Origin of the sequence: Mycolicibacterium tokaiense, assembly GCF_010725885.1 — a bacterium.
Classification (GTDB): Bacteria; Actinomycetota; Actinomycetes; order Mycobacteriales; family Mycobacteriaceae; genus Mycobacterium; species Mycobacterium tokaiense.
In genome coordinates, this window is sequence record NZ_AP022600.1 from 1 (window position 1) to 17,960 (window position 17,960).

18 protein-coding genes are annotated in these 17,960 nt (G+C 67.2%); 8 read left to right on the forward strand and 10 right to left on the reverse strand.

Annotated elements, in window-relative coordinates; genetic code table 11:
- The 5 genes from G6N58_RS00005 to G6N58_RS00025 form a co-directional block, all read right to left on the reverse strand.
- Positions 1-652: ABC transporter substrate-binding protein (locus tag G6N58_RS00005; RefSeq protein ID WP_163907775.1), on the reverse strand; the 652-nt coding region annotated here is incomplete at its 3' end.
- Between the two features lie 41 nt (positions 653-693).
- Positions 694-1,386, reverse strand: a complete 693-nt coding sequence (locus tag G6N58_RS00010; protein WP_115280250.1) for an ABC transporter ATP-binding protein — start codon at positions 1,384-1,386, stop codon at positions 694-696.
- Positions 1,379-2,218, reverse strand: coding sequence for an ATP-binding cassette domain-containing protein (locus G6N58_RS00015; protein ID WP_115280249.1), 840 nt, complete (start codon positions 2,216-2,218; stop codon positions 1,379-1,381). The genes G6N58_RS00010 and G6N58_RS00015 overlap by 8 nt, the downstream gene beginning before the upstream one ends.
- Positions 2,215-3,129 carry a branched-chain amino acid ABC transporter permease gene (locus G6N58_RS00020; protein WP_115280248.1) on the reverse strand — a complete coding sequence of 305 codons (915 nt, stop codon included), beginning with the start codon at positions 3,127-3,129 and terminating at the stop codon, positions 2,215-2,217. Before G6N58_RS00020 ends, G6N58_RS00015 begins: the two co-directional genes overlap by 4 nt.
- A 5-nt stretch (positions 3,130-3,134) precedes the next feature.
- A complete protein-coding gene (locus G6N58_RS00025; protein ID WP_115280247.1) occupies positions 3,135-4,022 on the reverse strand; it encodes a branched-chain amino acid ABC transporter permease in 888 nt (295 codons plus the stop codon).
- 682 nt (positions 4,023-4,704) lie between these two features.
- On the opposite strand from G6N58_RS00025, the gene G6N58_RS00030 reads away from it, so the two are divergent.
- From G6N58_RS00030 to G6N58_RS00060, 7 genes are all read left to right on the forward strand, one after another.
- Positions 4,705-5,553, forward strand: a complete 849-nt coding sequence (locus tag G6N58_RS00030) for an FAD binding domain-containing protein (protein WP_115280246.1) — start codon at positions 4,705-4,707, stop codon at positions 5,551-5,553.
- Positions 5,550-6,050 (forward strand): (2Fe-2S)-binding protein, encoded by a 501-nt coding sequence (locus G6N58_RS00035; protein ID WP_232067672.1) that lies wholly within the window; start codon positions 5,550-5,552, stop codon positions 6,048-6,050. The genes G6N58_RS00030 and G6N58_RS00035 overlap by 4 nt, the downstream gene beginning before the upstream one ends.
- Positions 6,043-8,352 (forward strand): xanthine dehydrogenase family protein molybdopterin-binding subunit, encoded by a 2,310-nt coding sequence (locus tag G6N58_RS00040; protein WP_115280245.1) that lies wholly within the window; start codon positions 6,043-6,045, stop codon positions 8,350-8,352. Before G6N58_RS00035 ends, G6N58_RS00040 begins: the two co-directional genes overlap by 8 nt.
- A 95-nt stretch (positions 8,353-8,447) precedes the next feature.
- Positions 8,448-9,722: a Tm-1-like ATP-binding domain-containing protein gene (locus G6N58_RS00045; RefSeq protein ID WP_115281934.1), complete on the forward strand. Its 1,275-nt coding sequence runs from the start codon at positions 8,448-8,450 to the stop codon at positions 9,720-9,722.
- Between the two features lie 29 nt (positions 9,723-9,751).
- Entirely contained in the window at positions 9,752-10,450 is a 699-nt protein-coding gene (locus G6N58_RS00050) for a histidine phosphatase family protein (RefSeq protein ID WP_115280244.1), read from the forward strand.
- A gap of 30 nt (positions 10,451-10,480) precedes the next feature.
- Positions 10,481-11,392, forward strand: coding sequence for a 3,5-dioxohexanoate:acetyl-CoA acetone transferase (gene kce / locus G6N58_RS00055; protein WP_115280243.1), 912 nt, complete (start codon positions 10,481-10,483; stop codon positions 11,390-11,392).
- A 72-nt stretch (positions 11,393-11,464) separates the two neighbouring features.
- Positions 11,465-12,166 (forward strand): GntR family transcriptional regulator, encoded by a 702-nt coding sequence (locus G6N58_RS00060; RefSeq protein WP_115280242.1) that lies wholly within the window; start codon positions 11,465-11,467, stop codon positions 12,164-12,166.
- On the opposite strand, the gene G6N58_RS00065 is transcribed toward G6N58_RS00060, so the two are convergent.
- Genes G6N58_RS00065 through G6N58_RS00075 form a run of 3 tightly spaced genes read right to left on the reverse strand, consistent with a single transcriptional unit; the run spans position 12,096 to position 15,269 of the window.
- Positions 12,096-13,313, reverse strand: a complete 1,218-nt coding sequence (locus G6N58_RS00065) for a glycerate kinase (RefSeq protein ID WP_115280241.1) — start codon at positions 13,311-13,313, stop codon at positions 12,096-12,098. The genes G6N58_RS00060 and G6N58_RS00065 overlap by 71 nt on opposite strands.
- Positions 13,310-14,356, reverse strand: coding sequence for a zinc-dependent alcohol dehydrogenase (locus tag G6N58_RS00070; RefSeq protein WP_163907779.1), 1,047 nt, complete (start codon positions 14,354-14,356; stop codon positions 13,310-13,312). Before G6N58_RS00070 ends, G6N58_RS00065 begins: the two co-directional genes overlap by 4 nt.
- 25 nt (positions 14,357-14,381) lie before the next feature.
- On the reverse strand, positions 14,382-15,269 hold the full coding sequence (locus G6N58_RS00075; protein WP_170314321.1) for a cyclase family protein: 888 nt from the start codon (positions 15,267-15,269) through the stop codon (positions 14,382-14,384).
- 334 nt (positions 15,270-15,603) lie between these two features.
- Between G6N58_RS00075 and G6N58_RS00080 the strand changes: the two genes are divergently transcribed.
- A complete protein-coding gene (locus tag G6N58_RS00080; RefSeq protein ID WP_115280240.1) occupies positions 15,604-16,140 on the forward strand; it encodes a gamma carbonic anhydrase family protein in 537 nt (178 codons plus the stop codon).
- Here the strand turns inward: G6N58_RS00080 and G6N58_RS00085 are convergent.
- The gene (locus tag G6N58_RS00085; RefSeq protein WP_115280239.1) at positions 16,137-17,474 is read right to left on the reverse strand and encodes a dipeptidase; all 1,338 of its coding nucleotides are present in this window, start codon (positions 17,472-17,474) and stop codon (positions 16,137-16,139) included. The genes G6N58_RS00080 and G6N58_RS00085 overlap by 4 nt on opposite strands.
- A gap of 80 nt (positions 17,475-17,554) precedes the next feature.
- Entirely contained in the window at positions 17,555-17,947 is a 393-nt protein-coding gene (acpS, locus tag G6N58_RS00090) for a holo-ACP synthase AcpS (RefSeq protein ID WP_068918065.1), read from the reverse strand.
- Between the last annotated feature and the right edge of the window lie 13 nt (positions 17,948-17,960).

Genomic DNA, 17,960 nt, shown 5'->3' on the forward strand with positions numbered 1-17,960 from the left:
GCACCTGGACCACCTCGAGCCCGATCTCCCGGGCGGCTGCCACCGCAGCATCCTTCTGCAGCTGGCTGCCCGAGATCTGCGTTGCCACCACCGCAACACGCTGCGCGCCCGACTGTTTGACCTGCAATACGCCGGCCACTGCAGCGGCGGTGTCCATGGGTGCGCCGCGGAACAACGCCTCCTCGGGCTTACCGCCGATTCCGGCGTCGATGGATCCGCCGTGCACCGACGGCATCAGCGGGCCGTCGTTCTTGTCGATCTGCTGCAGCATGAAGTCGCGGTAGGAGCTGTACTCGTGTGCAGGATTGAGGAGAACGTCGACATTGTTGCGCTGCAGAAGGTTTCGAGCCACCGTTGCCTCGCCGACGGTGCCGATGTCGTCGTGCACCACCTCGAACTGACGACCCAGGGGCGGATCCTCGTTGATCATGCTGATGGTGAGGTCGGTGATCGCCTCGAACGTCGGCCCCACATCGGCGAACGGGCCGGTGTAGTAGTTGAGGTGGCCCACGCTGATGGGTCTGCTGTTGTCGGCGCAGGCTGCACCGTCGGAGCTGTTGGCCGCCCCGGAGGTACATCCGACGGTGGCCGCCGCCAGGGACGTCGCCGCCAGCGCCGCGCCGACCCGTCTGGTGTCGAGCAGTCGTTTCATGGTCGTCTTCTTTCTCGTCATTGAGGGTGGGGTGGTGCGATCTAGATCCGGTAGCCCTGTTTGAGTGCCGAGGTGTCGACCTGGGCGGCTTCGGTGTTGAGGAACACCCGGCCGAGCGCGAGGATCAGCGCCCGGTCGGCGACCGCCAGTGCTGCGGTGGCGTTCTGCTCGGCCAGCAGCACACTGAGGTTGCGCTCCTTGTGGATCCGCTGGATGGTGGTCAACAGCTGGTCGACGTATTTGGGCGACAGGCCCGCCGTCGGCTCGTCGAGCAGGAGCAGCTTGGGATCCTGCATGAGGGCCCGCCCCACCGCCACCATCTGCGCTTCGCCGCCGGACAGCGTGCCCGCGGCTTGATCGAACCTGTCCGACACCGCCGGGAACAGCTCGAAGATCTCCTCGAGTCGCTCACTGCGCGAGCGCTTTCCGATCATCCCGCCGATGGTCAGGTTCTCGGCCACCGTGAGGTCTGGAAAGATGTTGGCTTCCTGGGGGACATAGGCCATGCCCATGGCTGCGAAGCGATGCGGCGGCACGGTGGTGACGTCGGTCCCGTCGAACACCATCGCGCCGCCGTTGAGGGGCAGCAGACGCGAGATGGTCTTCATCAGCGTGCTCTTGCCCGCCCCGTTGGCACCGAGGACCGCAAAGATCTCGTTGCCGACGGTGAACGAGACGTGGTGCAGCACCTCGACTTCGCCATAGCCGCTGCGGATGTCCGTGCACTCAAGCATGCGTACCTCCCAGGTACTTCTCGGCCAGCATGTCGTTGGCCCGGACCTCTTCCGGCGTGCCTTGGAGCACCACGTGCCCCTCGGCCATGAAGTGGACGTACGAGCAGCTACCCCAGATCAGATCGAGGTCGTGTTCGATGATGAGCAAGGAGAATTCACCGTCGGCAGTCTTGCGCCGCATCAGTTCCATCACCCGATCGGTGTCCTCCTGCGGCAACCCGGCGGTGGGCTCGTCCAGCAGCAGGAACGCCGGCCGCAACAGCAGGCAGCGCACGATGTCGAGCAGCTTCTTCTCACCGGCGGAGCCGGCGTGGCCGTCGGGATCGGCGAAATCGAAGTAACCCAGGTACTCGTCGATCGACGCCTGCGCCTCGCGCCGGAAGGCCCGCTCCCCGAACAACCGGAAGAATTTCTCCCGACTCGACGATGCCAGCGCCAGCAGCAGAGACTCCCGGATGGTCAGGCTGTCGAAATCCTGGATCACCTGATTGCTCTTGACCACGCCGGCACGCGCGATAGCGTCCTGCGTCATCCGGGCCAGATCCCGTTCGCCACTCCCATCACCGGCGCGGTGGTAGACGATGCGCCCCTCCGAGGCCGGAACAGCCTGTGTCACAAGCTTCATCAGGGTGGTCTTGCCGGCGCCGTTGGGACCGATCAGACCTTCGATCGGGTGGGCCCCCAGCGCCAGGTCGGCGACGTCGACGACGGTGCGTCCGCCGTATTTCTTGCGGACACCGTGCAGGTGCAGGACCGGCTTCCGTTCGGCGGGAACGGTGGTGGGCGTCATCTCGGACTCCTCCGAAGTGGGAGCGGGGACGTGTTCGGTCATGCGGCCACCTCGGCGGGAGGACGTCCGGTGCTGCGCCGCCGCGCCCCCAGCAGTCCTGCAGGGCGGAACATGATGACCAGGATGAGCACTAGGCCGAAGAGCATCAGCTTCATGTCCGGCAGCAGGTGCGCGTACTCACGGGGCAGCGCGACGTACTGCTCCACGATGATGTCGAACAACCCGAAGGTGAGGACGGCGCCGACGACGATGCCGAGAACCTGTTTGCGGCCACCGAGGATCAGGGCGATCCAGATGACGAAAGTGGCGTCGGCGGTGAGCAGTCGAGGTACCAGGAACTGGTTCACCGAGGCCTCCAGCCCACCGATCAGTCCCATCGCGGCGCGGGTGACGGCGAAGAAGATCACCTTGTGGCCGAAGGTGGACTTACCCAGGCTCCGGCTCAGCGGTTCGTTGTCCTGGATGCTGAGCATGAGCCGGCCGTACGGCGTGCGACCGACCTGCCAGGCGTACCAGAGCAGACCGGCAGCCACCAGGACCAGCACCACGAGGTAGGTCATCTGCGTGAGGTCGTAGTCACCGAGATCGAACGGGAACGGCACCGTGCCCAGACCCACCACACCACCGGTGAGCGCGGATTCCGTGGTGACCAGGTAGTAGACGATGGTCGCGAAGGCCAGCGTGGCGACCAGCACCGCCTCGCTGTCGAGGTCGAGGATGAACCACCCCAGCACCGCGGCCACCAGGCCGGTGACGATGGAGGCGACCACCAGTGCCACACCGAAATTGAAGCCATGGTTGACCACCAGGATGGCGGTCAGGTACATGCCGAGGCCGGAGAAGCCGACCACACCGAAGTTGACGATGCCGGTGCGCCCGAACTGCAGGTGCAGCAGCGCGCCGAGGGAGATGATCACGGCCATCGTGGAGAGCGGAAAGATCAAGGCATCCATGGTTGTCAGCTCCTTCCCGCCAGCGCCAGCAGCGAACGGCGGGAGCCCCCGCCGCTCCGGGTGGCCTTGAGGCGCAACACGACTATGAACAGGGCGAGCAGCAGCACCTGGGCGTACAGCGGCTGTGTGAGCCAGGTCAGGAAGCTGACCGCAACGCCGGCCGCGGCGCCGGCGATCAGGGCCCCGCGCACGTTGCCGATACCGCCCACGATCGCGACCATGACGATGATGAGGATGAGGTTCCACCCGATCTGGTAGTCCACAAAGGCGAAGACACCAAGGAAGATCCCGGCCAAGCCGCCGGCGACCCCGGCGATGAACCACACCAGGATCGACGCTTTCGTGGGATCGATCCCACTGGCCACGGCCAGGTCCCGGTTGCTGGCCAGGGCGCGCATCATCTGTCCGTACTTCGAGCGGTAGGTCATCAGGTAGGCCACGGTCACCATGACCACCACCAGCACCAGCGCCCAGATCTGCACGCTTGTCACACCGGTGCCCAGGATTGACAGATAGGTCTGCTCGCCGAGGTCGAACAGGTAGGTCTCCACGCCGAAGACCACCCGCAGCAAGTGTCGCAACAGGAAGGACACTCCGACCGAGAGCACGATCATCTCGACCACGCCCACTCCCCGGTTGAGGGCGGGCCGGTAGACCAACAGGTAGGTCGCGACGCTGAGCAGCCCTGCCGCGATGGCCGCGGGGATGATCGCGAGGTAAAAACCGAGGCCCAGCACTTGATTGAAGAACACCGCGAAATAGGCGCCCGAGGTGATGGTTTCGGCGAAGGCGACATTGATGAAACCGTTGAGGTAGTAGATCAGCGTAAAACCGATCGCAGCCAGCACCAGCGGCGCCGCCTCGATCAGACCGATGAGAACCAGATCGATCACGGCATCTCACCCGCGATCCGGACGGCTGTCCGCTCAGCCGGCCGCATCCGGACACGGCAGTGCGCGGGTGCCCACTGTCCCATTCTGAACCACGTCATCCACATCTCCTCGATAACCGTTAATCGATAATCTGTAGACGTTAGTGAGGGCCGTCACAGACGTCAACCCTCAGCGATCCGACGCACACCGCCCGGCGACGCCACGGGTGCAGAACTCACACCCCTGTCAGCTGAGAACAATCGGCCGCCCCCTCGCCGGCCCCGGGGTTTCTGTCCCCCGGTGATTTCGCCCGGACCGCCGAATGGGCCCTGACCGCAGCGCCGCGCCCGGGCGTCGCCGGCGCCCCTGCGGCAGCGGCCGGACGCCGCACGCTGGTGGTGACCGAAAGCGTTCAGGCACAACAGAAACTGTGTCCCATTATGAGGGGACGGGCATGGGTGACGTCGCGGATGGCACAAAGATGTTGCTCGAACAGACCTCCCTCCGACGTGCGCGGCGCTAGGTTGACAGAGTGCGTTGGGGCGCCCGGGAGAGCGTGTGCATTTGTCGACGGCTGCGCGAAGCATCCGGCCGCAGCTTGGGCCCAGCAGTTACCCCGGTCTCTATTGACCCACGCTGTGAGCCGCCCTACCATCAACGATTATCGATTACCGAATGTTCTCACTGTTGAGAAAGGTCAGGTATGCCCCGCTACCACGCGCCGGCGACCATCGCTGAGGTGGTGCAGCTGCTCGGTGAGCACGGCGCGGACGCCCGCCTACTGGTCGGCGGCACCGATCTGCTGGTCGGCGTCCGGCACGGCACGGTCAACCCCGCGGTGGTGATCGATCTCAAAACTCCCGCCGACCTCCCCGCGCCGATCGTCATCGAGGAAAGCCGCGTCCGCATCGGACCCACTCTGACGATGGCCGCACTGACAGCCGAACCGCTGATCCGTCAGGTTTACCCGGGACTGGTCGAGGCGGCCGATCTGGTCGGCTCGGTGGCGATTCGCAACCGAGCCAGCCTCATCGGGAATGTCTGCAACGCATCGCCCGCCGCCGACACCGTGCCCGCGCTGCTCCTTTACGACCCGACGGTCACCGTGCAGGGCCCCAACGGTGAGCGCACCGTCGCCTTGCGCGACTTCTACCTCGGGCCCCGGTTGACCCGCTGCGGCCCGGACGAACTGGTGGTGCGACTCGACCTGCCCCGACCGCAGACCGTCTCCGGCAGTGCGTTCCAACGGTTGACCCGGCGACGAGGAGTCGACCTGGCCAGCGTCAGCGTCGCCGCAGCGGTCGACCCCGACGGCATTGTGCGGCTCGGCATGGGCGCCGTGGGGCCTACTCCCCTGCTGAGCGAGGCGCCCGGCCTCCGGCTTGTCGACGGCACGGTCACCGACAGCCACCTGGAACAGCTGGTCGGCCCGGCCACCCCGATCTCCGATGTCCGCGCCGAGGGGGATTACCGCGCCGCCACGCTGCGGGCGCTTGCCCGCCGCGCCATATTGACCGCCGCACACCGCCGAACCCGCAGGGAGGCATCGTGACCCAGAGATCCACTGACGTCGATCTGCGTGAGACGCAGATGACGGTCAACGGGACCCCCATCAGCGTGCAGGCACCCGGGCACCGCACACTGCTCGACGCACTCCGTGACGACATCGGCCTGACCGGTACCAAGAGTTGCTGCGCCGAAGGCGAATGCGGCGCCTGCACCGTGCTGGTCGACGGACAGGCGGTGAACTCGTGCCTGATGCTGTGCGCCGAAGCGGGTGGATGCGACATCACGACAATCGAGGGCCTCGGCCGCGGCGGCCTGAGCGATTTGCAGCAGGAGTTCCTCAATGCCGGCGCAGTGCAGTGTGGGTTCTGTATTCCCGGTCAGGTGATGTCGGCGGAGTACCTGCTGCGGACCAACCCGGACCCTTCGGCCACCGAGATCCGAGAGTCGATGTCGGGCAACCTATGTCGGTGCGCGGGTTACCAACGCATCGTGGCCGCGGTGCAGGCCACCGCCCGTCGCAGGAGCAGCAATCATGACTAGCACCGCCGATCGTCTGGACGACGTCGCGGTCGATCACGGCCGGTCCGACCTCGGCGACGTGGGGCAGTCCGTCCTGCGCTACGGGGGCCAGGACCGGGTATCCGGGGCCCAGAAGTTTCTCAGCGACCTGCGTTTCCCTGGCGCAGCCCACGTTGTGTTGGTCACCCTGCCGGTGGGATGTGCGGAGATCCTGGCGGTCCACACCGACGCTGCCCGGCGGTTGCCCGGTGTCGTCGACATCGTGAGCGCCGCCGATCTACCCCAACCGGTTCCCCGGTTCGGGGTGTCCCACAAGGACCGGCCGGTGCTCGCAACCGGATCGACGACCTACCACGGCGAAGCCGTGGCTGCGGTGATCGCAGACTCCGTGGACCAGGCCAGAGCAGCGGCGGCGGCCGTGGAGATCGAATACCGCGAGACCACAGGTGTTTACGACCTCGACGCCGCACTGGCGCCCGGCGCCCCGGTGGTACGGCAGGCCACCCTCGACGATGGGGACGACGCCACCAACGTGCTGGAGTCCGCTGCCTACTCATGGGGGGATCTGGACGCGGAGACCGCGCGCGCCGACGTCGTGGTGGAGAACGTCTACCGCTTCCCCATGGTCACCCACTTCCCCATCGAACCGGGCGGAGCGGTGGCGGTACCGACCGCCGACGGCGGCCTCGACATCTACTCCCCCGTCCAGCACCCCTATCTTCTGCAGCGCACCCTGGCCTCGGTGTGGGACCTGCCGCTGAGCAAGGTCCGGGTACTCGCACCCGATCCGGGAGGCGCGTTCGGCGGTAAGCAGAACCCCAAGCACGAGCCCCTCATCGCGTTCCTCGCCATGCGCACCGGCCGCACCTGCCGTCTGGTGCTCTCGCTGGAGGAGACCTTCCAGTCGATGCGCCGCGCCGGGGCCCGCATCACCGCGCGCACCGGGTTCACCCGGGACGGACGGTTGACCTTCCATGTGATGGACTGCGACTTCCTGATCGGCGCCTACGCCGACGTCGCGCCCCGCGTGATGGCCAAGGGCAGCTACGTGGGGGCCGGCCCGTACCGCATTCCGGCCGTGCGGGTGGACGCCCGCGCGGTACAGACCAACACCACTCCCAGCACGGCGTTTCGCGGTTTCGGCGCACCCCAGGTGGCCTGGGCCACCGAGTCGCAGCTCAACGCCGCCGCGACGCAGCTCGGCATCGACGCCCTGGAGATCCGTCGGCGCAATCTGGTCACCCAGGGCGAACCCTTCGTCCGCGGGGCCTTCCAGGCCGTCTCGGACGGCAACTGGCACGAATGCCTGGAGAAGGCGGCCGAGTTGATCGACTGGAACCGGCCGCGGCCCGCGGGCACCGGAGTGGGAATCGCCGTGGGCATCAAACCCGGTGCCACCACCGGACTCTCGCAGAGCTTGGTGCGGTTCTTGTTCGACGGCAGCGTCATCGCTTACGCGGGCACCAGCGACATGGGCCAGGGTGCGCGCACCCTGTGGCAGCAGATCGTCTCCTACGAGTTGGGCGCCGACCGTGATGCCGTGCACGTCGTCAGCGGGGACACCGCCGCCGTGCCGTTCGACCTGCAGACCTCCGCCAGCCGCTCCACGGTCTTCATGGGCAATGCCGTGCTCGACGCCTGCCGCGACATCCGCCGCCGCGTTCTGGACCTGTATGCGGAGTCCACCGGTATCCCGGCCGAGCAGCTCGCCGAGGAGCCCGGCTTCCTGATCACCCCGGCCGGCCGGTTGCCGCTGGCCGAGGCCGCCCAGGCCGCCCTGGGCTCGCTGCGTGGGGAGTTCATCGGCCAGGGCACCTGCCGCCTGCGGGGCGTCAAGGGGCACCCCCTCGGCGGCGACGCCGCGTTCTACGAGTTCAACTGCACCGCAATCGAAACCGAGGTGGACTTCGAGACCGGCGAACTGTTGCTGACCAAGCACGTCACCGTCAGCGACGTCGGCACCGAACTGAACCCGCTCCAGGTCACCTCGCAGGACGAAGGAGCGGCCATCATGGGACTGGGCCACAGCCAGATGGAACAGCTCCTGGTCGACGACCATGGCCGCATTCGCAACCTGGGCGCCCTCGACTACCGGATCCCGACATTCAACGATGTCCCGCTCGAGTTCGTCACGGGCGCAGTGGAGAACCACGACGGCCCGGGTCCCTACGGAGCCAAGGGCATCAGCGAAGGTGCGCTGCTGTGCACCGCGGGCGCCCTGGGTGGAGCTGTCGCCCAGGCGATCGGCGCCCAGATCACCGAGTTACCGCTGACCCCGGAACGGGTCTGGCGGGAGATCCACCGCTCCACGTCCGGCCTGTAACCGCCCACAACCGAACACACCCTGCGCCGCCGATCCGGGCGGTGCGGCGATGACACACACACCGACGCACCACCCCACCGATGAGGAGAATGGACATGACCCGCAAACCCGTTGTCTGCCTGGCCGGAACACTGGACACCAAGGGCGTCGAGTACGCCTTCGTCCGCGACAGCCTGCTCGCCACCGGCGTCGACGTGCTGGTGATCGACTGCGGGGTGCTGGGCGACCCGCACTTCGAGCCCAGCATCCCCGCGAGCGAGGTCGCCGCTGCAGCAGGCGTCGAGGTCGACGAGTTCCGTAGGGGTGTCGAGGGCACGGGCGGCCGGGTACTGGCCGTCACGAAGATGGGCGAAGGCCTGGCCCGGGTGCTGCAGCGCCTGGCCGATGGCGGCAAGATCGACGCGGTGATGGGTCTCGGCGGAACCGGCGGCACCGACCTGCTCAGCGGCGCCTTTCGCGAACTCGGCATCGGCTTTCCCAAACTCATCGTCTCGACCATGGCCTCGAACAACACCCGCCCCTACGTGGGTTTCTCCGACATGCACATGGCCAACGCCGTCACCGACATCGCCGGGCTGAACACCATCTCCAAGCAGGTACTGGGCAACGCGGCACGCGCAGTGGCCGGAATGGCCAAGGGCTACAGCCTCACCCAGCGTGACAGCCAGGAGAGCAAGCCGCTGATCGCGATCTCGATGTTCGGTGTCACCACCCCGGGCGTGATGCGTATCCGCGAGCAACTGGAGGAGAACGGCTTCGAGGTGGTGACCTTCCACGCGGTGGGCGAGGGTGCCGGCATGGAGCACCTCATCGACAAAGGGGTGATCAGCGGCGTCATCGACTTCACCCTGGCGGAGCTGCTCAACCATTGGAACAAGGGCATTTTCGACCCCGGGGTGGAACGGCTCTCGGCGGCCACCCGCACCACCGTGCCGCTGGTCGTGGTCCCGGGCGCGGTGGAGTGCTTCAACTTCGGCGCCGTCGACACCATTCCCGCCGAATTCAACACCGTCGAGCGCAACGTGTTGATCCACAATCCCAACATCACCTCACTGCTGGCCACCCAGGATGAGTTGCGGCGCCTCGGCGAGTACGTCGCCGATCACGTCAACCGCGCACCCGGTCCCAAGGCCGTCGCGCTGCCGCTAAGTGGACTCGACAACTACTTCAAAGAGGGCAGCCAGTGGCACGGAGTCGATGTCACGGCCCTGTTCGAGTCGATCCGTACCCATCTCGACGACGACATCGAGCTGGTCGAGATGGACAACAACATCAACGACGAGGTCTTCGCCGACGCGGTCTACGAATTGTTCATGCAGCGCTGGAGGCAGCACGCCGCCGCAACGGAAACCGTCGGCAGCAGCGCCTGACACCGTCGCAGATCTACAGAGAGGAACACATGGAGGACTCGGTACAGGTGCGTCTGGTGCTTCTGCGCCACGGCCAGGTGGCGTCACACCGCGGGGATGTGCCGCTCACCGAGGCAGGCGTCGACCAAGCAGTCGCGGCCGGCCGGTGGTTCGGCGAAAACAATTGGCGGCTGGCTGCTTTCATGCACGGAGGGACCACGAGGGCCCGCACCACCGCCGAACACTTCAAGGCCGGGTACGACACGGCGACCGACGCCGGGGTGACCGCCGAGATCGAGAACAACACCGCTCTGCGCAATCCGGATCTCTACCTCGGCGGTTTCCGGGTGAACATGGTCAGCTCGGCGCAGGACTTCGCCGACCAGGTTCCGCCCCTGGGCCCGGAGGAGGTGCAGGCATCACCCTGGTACCGCGAGTTCTTGACCGCCAAGGACCGGGTGGGCTTCTGGGCCGCTCATGCGCATCCACCCGGCGAAACGGCGCGCAGCGTCGGACGGCGGATCGAAGCGTTCACCCGCAGCCTCGCCGACGTCCCCGTGTGGGACGGCGGGGTGGTCCTCGGCACCACCCATTCACCCGTGCTGCGCTCGGTGGCGCTGACTTTCCTCGGCGACGAACCCGGGGAGCCGTCCTTCCTGCACGGGTACAGCCTGAGCCTGATGCGCTCGGGTGCGTTGCACGTGGCGAAGATCGAACCCGACATCGACACCGCCGTGATGACGAACTGACCCCTTCCACGCCCTACCGAAAGGCTCATCATGGCCACCGCCATCGTGACGTGCGCGCCCACCGGCGCCATCCACACCCCCTCCATGTCGCCCTACCTTCCCGTCACCCCCGACGAGATCGCGCACGCGGCACTCGCCGCCGCCGAGGCGGGTGCGGCGATCGTGCACCTGCACGTGCGCGACCCGCACGACGGCCACCCGGTCCAAGACGTCGGGTTGTTCAAAGAGCTGCTGTCCGCCATCACCCAGAGCTCCGATGTCGTCATCAATCTGACGACGGGCGGCAGTCCACACATGACCGTTGACGAACGTGTCCGTCCGGCGGTGGAACTCGCGCCCGAACTGGCGTCGCTGAACATGGGCACGATGAACTTCGGGCTGTTCCCGATGCTGGGGCGTTTCACCGATCTCGAGCACGACTGGGAACGCGCTCATCTGGGCAACAAGGACCTCGTCTTCAAGAACACCTTCGCCGATATCGAGCGCATCCTGAAAACCTGCGGTGATCAGGGCACCCGGTTCGAGTTCGAGTGCTACGACACGTCTCACCTCTACAACCTGGCGCATTTTTTGGATCGCGGCCTGGTGCAGGCCCCGTTGTTCATCCAGACCGTGGGCGGGCTCCTCGGTGGCATCGGCGCCGATCCCGAGGACCTCATGCACATGCGGCGCACTGCAATGCGCTTGTTCGGCGACGACTGGGAGTGGTCGGTGCTGGGAGCCGGCGCGGCGCAGATCCGGACCGCCGCCGTCGCGCTGGCCATGGGAGGAAACGCCCGGGTCGGTCTCGAGGACTCGTTGTGGGACGGACCGGGTACGCTCGCACGATCAAGCAGCGACCAGGTCAACCGCGTCACCATGATCGCGCAGGCACTGCACCGTGAGCTGGCCACCCCTGCCGAGGCCCGGCAACGCCTTCACCTGCGCGGCAGTTCGTCCTGATGTCACACGACCGCGGCGTGGGCGGATCGTGAGAGACTGAAACGTATCGCGCAACCCGGTGGAGAAAAGAACATGACAACAAGTGAGACGGCTCCCGCCGTCGGCGGCGAACTTCTCTCCACCGGAGTCAAGCGCCTGCTCCTGGATCGCATCATGTCCGGCTACTACAAGCCGGGCGAGCGCATCGTCGAGCTCCGGCTGGCCAAGGAACAGGGCATCAGCCAGTCACCCATCCGGGAAGCGCTGCGCGATCTCGCCGCGATCGGGCTCATCGAGATGCACTCCCGGCGCGGGGCCAGCGTCCGAGTCCCGACCGGGGCCGAACTCGGCGACGTCAGCCTGGTGCGTTCGGAGATCGACGCCTTGGCCGCCCGGATTGCGACACCGATCCTGTCGGACAAGACGCTCGAGGAGCTCCAGGCCGCGTACGACGAGATGGTCCGCTGCCGCGCCGCCGGCGATATCCCCGGTTTGACTCAGGCCGACGCCCGGTTCCATCGCCTCATCGCGCTGGCATCCGGCAACAAGGCCATCGAGCGGGTCTTCGACCAGCTCGAGCCGTTCGCCCGCACGTTCATCACGCTGACGATGCCCGACATCGACGTCGACGTGATCATGCAGGAGCACCTGGGTATTCTCGCCGCGCTGCGGGACCGCAACGCAGATCTGGCCGCCACCCGTGCGCGCGCGCACCAGTTGGGTGTCAGTGAGATCTTCCGGCGCTTCGACCCGGCGTCACGAATTCATCAGCAGCACAATCCGATCGACTCCTGAGCCAGTCCTGGGCCAGCCGCGCCGCCACGGTTTCCAGCAGGCGCGGCGCCTCGCTCATGCACACCCGCGGGTCGGGTTCGACGTCGGTCAGCGCATAGGCGGCGTCGATCCCGGTCGCCCGTAGCTGCCCATCGGAGAGCACGCAGCGCCCGCTCAACGCCACCACCCGCCGCGCTCGGCGGGCGGCGACAGCGGCGAGGGTCGCAGGCCCCTTACCACGCAGGGACTGCGAATCCAGTGACCCCTCACCGACGATGACGAGTTCAGCATCTTCGAGATGCTCCCCTAGGCCCGAAAGCTCCAGGCACATTTCGAATCCGGACGTGATCCGCCCGCCCAGCACCGCAACCCCGCCGAACGCGGTTCCGCCGGCGGCGCCGCAGCCGGCAAGGCCGCGAAAATCACGTCCCGTCACCGCGGCCACCACGTCTGCCCACCGGCGTAGCCCCCGTTCGAGTGCGGCGACCGTCGCCGGACTCTGCGCACCTTTCTGCGGCCCGTACACGGCGGCAGCGCCGTCAGGGCCCTGCAGAGGGTTGTCGACGTCGCACGCCAACACCAGGTCGACGGTCTGCAGCCGCGGGTCGAGGTCCGCGAGGTCCAGCACTGCCAGCTCCGCCAGCGCGCCACCGCCGCGGGCCAGCGGTCCTCCCCGCGAATCCAGAAGCCGACCACCGAGTGCGGTGACCATGCCGGCCCCGCCGTCGGTGGTGGCACTTCCCCCGAGCCCCAACACAATTCGATCGGCACCTCGATCAAGTGCGTGGGTCACCAGCAGCCCGACCCCGTAGGTGGAAGTGGACGCGGCAGTCAAGTCATCGGGGCGCTCGATCAAACCCAGCCCGGCCGCGGCGGCCAGCTCGATCACCGCGGTGCGGCCGGACCGGGCATACCGCGCCGTCGTGGTCACACCGCCCAGGGGACCGACCACCTTGGCGTCCACCGCCGTGAATCCCGAACGCAGCGCGACGTCCACCGTGCCATCACCACCATCGGCGATCGGGCACTCGATGACGGTGGCGCCAGGCGCGTGCCGACGTACGGTCTGTGCGACGATGCCGGCCACTTCCGTTGCGGTGAGCGAGCCTTTGAACTTGTCCGGGGCGACAACGACCCGAAGGCCCGCCGTGTCGCCGTCCGGGGTCACTCCAGATCCATGTCGATCAGGACCTTCATGGCGCCGTCGGTCCGGTTGGCGGTCACCTCCAGGGCGGTCCCGAATTCACTGAGAGGGTAACGGTGGGTGACCAATTCACCGGCGCGAACGCGCCCGTCCGCCATCAGGTCCAGGATGGAGCTCATCTCCCCCGCCACCGCGCGGGCCCCGACCAGTTCCAGCTCATCGAGAACCAGGGGCGCCAGATCCAGGGACATCTCCTTGGTCGGAATGCCCACGGTGGAGCAACGGCCACCGCGGGCGAGCATCGACAGTGCCAGCGGGATCGACTGGGGAGTGCCTGCTGCGTCCACCACCACATCCGCGCCGAGGGGGACCATCGATCTCAGGGCCGCCACGGGATCATCGAGGGTGGTGTCGAGCGTCTCGAAGCCCAGCTTCGCCGCGATGTCCAGACGCGCGCCGCGGGCGGCGACGATGACGCGGGAAGCCCCCAGTGCGCGGGCGCAGTCAGCGGCCAGCACACCGACAGGTCCGGCGCCGACGACCACGACGGCATGGCCTTCAGTGACCTGGCCGCGGTTGGTGGCGTGCAGGGCGATGGAACCCGGATCCGCCACCGCGGCCTGGTCGTAGTCCAGGCCGTCCGGAACCTTGAACACGCTGCGGATGTTGTGCACCACGTAGTCGGCGAAGCTGCCCTGGGAGGTGTGCCCGTAGTGGTCGTGCCAGCGGGGGTTGCCGTAGCTCAGGCACAGGTTGTAGCGGCCTTTGATGCAGTTGCGGCAGTAGCTGCACGGCGAGTGCGACGAGCCCGCCACCCGGTCCCCGACGGCGAAGCCGAAGTCGCCGGAACCCTCGCCCAGCGCCACGATCTCACCGGTCCACTCGTGCCCCGGGATGAACGGGTGGTAGGCCGGCCACATCGGGTAGTCGCCCTGGATCATGTGCACGTCGGTGCCGCAGATGCCGACCCGGCGCACCTTGCAGAGGACCTCGTTGGGCCCGGGGGACGGATCAGCGACGTCCTCGATGGAGAACTCGTTGGGCGCAGTCAGGACAAGAGCCTTCATGACAACATCTCGCTTTCGGTTTCAGTCAGACGATGGCGACCGGGTCGAGCATGGAGCCCGTTGCACCCTTGATCTTCAGCGGCAGGGCAATGAACAGGAACTCGTAAACACGTTCCCGGGCAATCTCTTCCAGATAGATGCCTTCGAACAGGTAGATGGCGTTCTCGATCAGCAGCAGGGTGTGTACAGGCTGCGGATTGGCGGGGTGACCAGGGTCGGGTGCCGGTTGCACCTCGAAGGTCTCGGTGTCACTGCCTGCTGCCACCACCCCACATTCGAGCAGCCACCGGGCCGCACTGATGTCGGGGCCTGCGGTGCGGTGGCGCGCCAATCCGTCGCTGTCGGGCCATTGACTCAGGTACCCGCTGCGGATCAGGACGACATCGCCGGGCCGGACCGAGACGCCCTGGTGTTCGGCCACCGCCTGTAGTTCCGCGGCGCCGACGGCCGTACCGGCGTCCAGGGCCTGCACCCCCCGATATCCGGGAACGTCGAGCAGGACACCCCGGGTGATGAACGGCGGCAACTTCTCGCCGTCGCCGCGGGTGGGCCCGCCGTCGCCCAGGTGTTCGCCGGCGTTTCCGCAATACCAGTGGTCATCGGACCCGATCGTCATGTGCGCCAGTGCGTCGACGTGGGCGCCGGAATGTGATGTGCCGCTGACCAGCTCGGCCATGTAACCGAGGTTGACCTCGTTGCCGGGCCCCCACGGCTGCTTACCGTCGCCCCGCAGTCCGGCCGGGGTGCGATACATCGACACCTGGAAGGGTGGGTGCGCTCCGAACAGCGGCATGCCGGTGAAGCGGGGCAGCGCCAACGAGTACACCTGACCGCGCGTGGGGAGTCCCAGAGCGGCCAGCACGGCGTCACTGCTCTGCATCGCCGCGGGGCCCAGTTCGCTCTCGCCTGTCATCACACCTCGATCGTCGCCGCCATGCCGAGCGGGCCGGCTGACACCGCTCGAACGTTGCCCAGACCCTAGCATCGATAATCGATAAAAACTAGAATTCCAATCCTGGCTGGTCTGAGCATGTCCGATCCCCCTGCGACCGGCACGTACCACGTATTCCCGGCAATCAGAAGTGCTGCCAATCAGTCAATTACGGTTATGCCTACCTGAGCGCTCCGCGCTGCTGCCGGACCGAGCGGGCGCCGGGTCATCGCGATCGTCGACGGGCCCGAGCCGCCCAAGGCCGCCCTGAACATCGATAATCGTTGAATATTGTGTATTTCTCCAGGAGGCCCCCGTGCAGATCCAATTCGACGAACACGTCCCCAACGTCCATCCGACAAGCTGGATCGCCGATACAGCATCGGTGATCGGACAGGTGACGCTGGCTGAGCGTGTCGGAGTGTTCTACGGCGCGGTGCTGCGCGGCGACACCGGCGCCATCACCGTCGGCGCAGGGACGAATCTGCAGGACTGTTGTGTGGTGCATGCCGATCCGGGACTCGACGTCACCATCGGCGAGTCGGTGACCGTAGGCCACTCTGCCGTTCTGCACGGCTGCACCATCGGCTCCGCCGTCCTGGTCGGTATGGGTGCGGTGGTGCTCAACGGCGCGTCGGTCGGTGACGGTAGCCTCATCGCCGCCAAGGCACTGGTACCCGAGGGGGCCCTGATCCCGGCGCACTCCCTCGTGGTGGGTGTGCCTGCCACCGTGCGCCGGACACTGACCGCCGAGGAACGCGCCGCGGCCGTGGCCAACGCCCGACGCTATGAGGCCCTGGCGGCACGTCATGCGCGCGCGGTGTCCCGCACCGGCAGATCCGCGTCCGCCTAGTCCGCGGTCTGCGCCAGCGCCGCCAGCAGCAACGCCTCCGCCGTCGCCGCCTTCTGCAGCACGCCGAGATGCAGGCTCTCGTTGATGCTGTGCGCCTGCGTGTTCGGGTCCTCGACACCGGTCACGAGGATGGTGGCATCGGGAAACGCAGCGGCGAACTCGGCGATGAACGGAATGGATCCACCCACGCCGGCGTCCACGGCATCGGCACCCCACGCCTGCTTGAACGCCGTCCGCGCCGCGTCGTAGACGGGGCCGCTGGCGTCGATGGCATACGGCTGGCCGACGTCGCCGGGCGTGACCGTCACCTTCGCGCCCCACGGCGCATGGTCCTCGAGATGCGCCCGCAGCAGATCCAGGTGTGCGGCTGCATCTCCCCCGGGTGCCACCCTCATGCTCACCTTGGCCCGGGCCTTGGGGATCAACGTATTCGACGACGCCGCAATGGAGGTGGTGTCGATTCCGATGACGGTGATGGCCGGCTTGGCCCACAACCGCTGTGGCACCGATCCATCGCCGATCTCACGCACCCCGTCGAGGATGCCGGTGTCGGCGCGCACCCGCTCCGGGGTGTAGTCCACGTCGGTGGCCGTGCCCTGATGCAGACCCCGCACCGCGACGTTGCCGTCGTCGTCGTGCAGGCTGGCCAGCAGGCGCACCAACGCCGAGATGGCGTCGGGCACCACGCCTCCCCACATCCCCGAATGCAGTCCGTGGTCCAGGGTTTCGACCTCGACCACGCAGTCGGCCAGACCGCGCAGCGACACCGTGAGCGACGGGATCTCGCTACTCCAGTTGTCGGAGTCGGCGATGATGATGACGTCCGCGGCCAGCAGGTCCTGGTGCTCGGCCAGCAGCGCGCTCAGCGACGGTGACCCCGATTCCTCTTCGCCTTCGACGAACACCGTGACCCCGACGGGCGGAGAGCCGTCGAATGCGCGCAGCGCCGCCAGATGCGTGGCGATGCCCGCCTTGTCGTCGGCGGTGCCGCGCCCGTAGAGCCTGCCGTCGCGTTCCTCCGGCTCGAACGGCGGCGAATGCCACTGTGCAGGATCACCTTCGGGCTGCACGTCGTGATGGGCGTACAACAGCACCGTGGGTGCGCCCGCCGGCGCGGGATGACGGGCGATGACGGCAGGCGCGCCGCCTTCGCTGACGATGCGGACGTCGCCGAATCCGACACCGGTGAAGAGATCGGCGACCGTCTGCGCGCTGCGGTGCACCTCATCGCGACGGGCCGGGTCGGCCCATACGGACTGGATCCGCACCAGGTCCTCGAGGTCCCGGCGGACCGACGGCAGCACTTCGGCAACGCGTGCGACGAGATCAGTCATGAGGCCAACCCTAGACCCCGCGAGCAGACGCGAACTCGGGTGATTCGGTCACGAATCACCCGAGTTCGCGTCTGCTCGGCCTAGGGGGTCTCGAGGATGGCGACCGCCGCCGCGGTGTCACCCTCATGCGTCAGCGACACGTGGATGGTGACATCGGCCAGATGCTCGGCGATGGAACCGGTGAGCCGCACCTTGGGCCTGCCCCACATATCGGTCACCACCTCGATGTCGCGGTGGATGGCCTCCGGGAGCACCGGTCGCTGAGAGAACCGCGATCCGGACCAGGCTTTGATCACGGCCTCCTTCGCCGCCCAGCGGGCCGCCAGGTGCCGCGCCGCCACCGAACTCTTGTCGGCGGCGTCGCGGCGTTCCCCCGGCGTGAACGTCTCGGCGAACATCGTGCCCGGTTGGTCGACCTGCTCGGCGAACTCCGGAATGGACACCACATCGATACCGACTCCGACTATCGCCACGCGCGCAACCCTA

Excerpts from the sequence above, each read along its gene's own strand:
- G6N58_RS00030 (WP_115280246.1), top strand. The coding sequence starts at position 4,705 with ATGCCCCGCTACCACGCGCCGGCGACCATCGCTGAGGTGGTGCAGCTG.
- G6N58_RS00015 (WP_115280249.1), bottom strand. The coding sequence starts at position 2,218 with ATGACCGAACACGTCCCCGCTCCCACTTCGGAGGAGTCCGAGATGACG.
- kce (WP_115280243.1), top strand. The coding sequence starts at position 10,481 with ATGGCCACCGCCATCGTGACGTGCGCGCCCACCGGCGCCATCCACACC.
- G6N58_RS00020 (WP_115280248.1), bottom strand. The coding sequence starts at position 3,129 with ATGGATGCCTTGATCTTTCCGCTCTCCACGATGGCCGTGATCATCTCC.
- G6N58_RS00070 (WP_163907779.1), bottom strand. The coding sequence starts at position 14,356 with ATGAAGGCTCTTGTCCTGACTGCGCCCAACGAGTTCTCCATCGAGGAC.
- G6N58_RS00060 (WP_115280242.1), top strand. The coding sequence starts at position 11,465 with ATGACAACAAGTGAGACGGCTCCCGCCGTCGGCGGCGAACTTCTCTCC.
- G6N58_RS00040 (WP_115280245.1), top strand. The coding sequence starts at position 6,043 with ATGACTAGCACCGCCGATCGTCTGGACGACGTCGCGGTCGATCACGGC.
- G6N58_RS00075 (WP_170314321.1), bottom strand. The coding sequence starts at position 15,269 with ATGACAGGCGAGAGCGAACTGGGCCCCGCGGCGATGCAGAGCAGTGAC.
- G6N58_RS00045 (WP_115281934.1), top strand. The coding sequence starts at position 8,448 with ATGACCCGCAAACCCGTTGTCTGCCTGGCCGGAACACTGGACACCAAG.
- G6N58_RS00010 (WP_115280250.1), bottom strand. The coding sequence starts at position 1,386 with ATGCTTGAGTGCACGGACATCCGCAGCGGCTATGGCGAAGTCGAGGTG.
- G6N58_RS00050 (WP_115280244.1), top strand. The coding sequence starts at position 9,752 with ATGGAGGACTCGGTACAGGTGCGTCTGGTGCTTCTGCGCCACGGCCAG.
- G6N58_RS00085 (WP_115280239.1), bottom strand. The coding sequence starts at position 17,474 with ATGACTGATCTCGTCGCACGCGTTGCCGAAGTGCTGCCGTCGGTCCGC.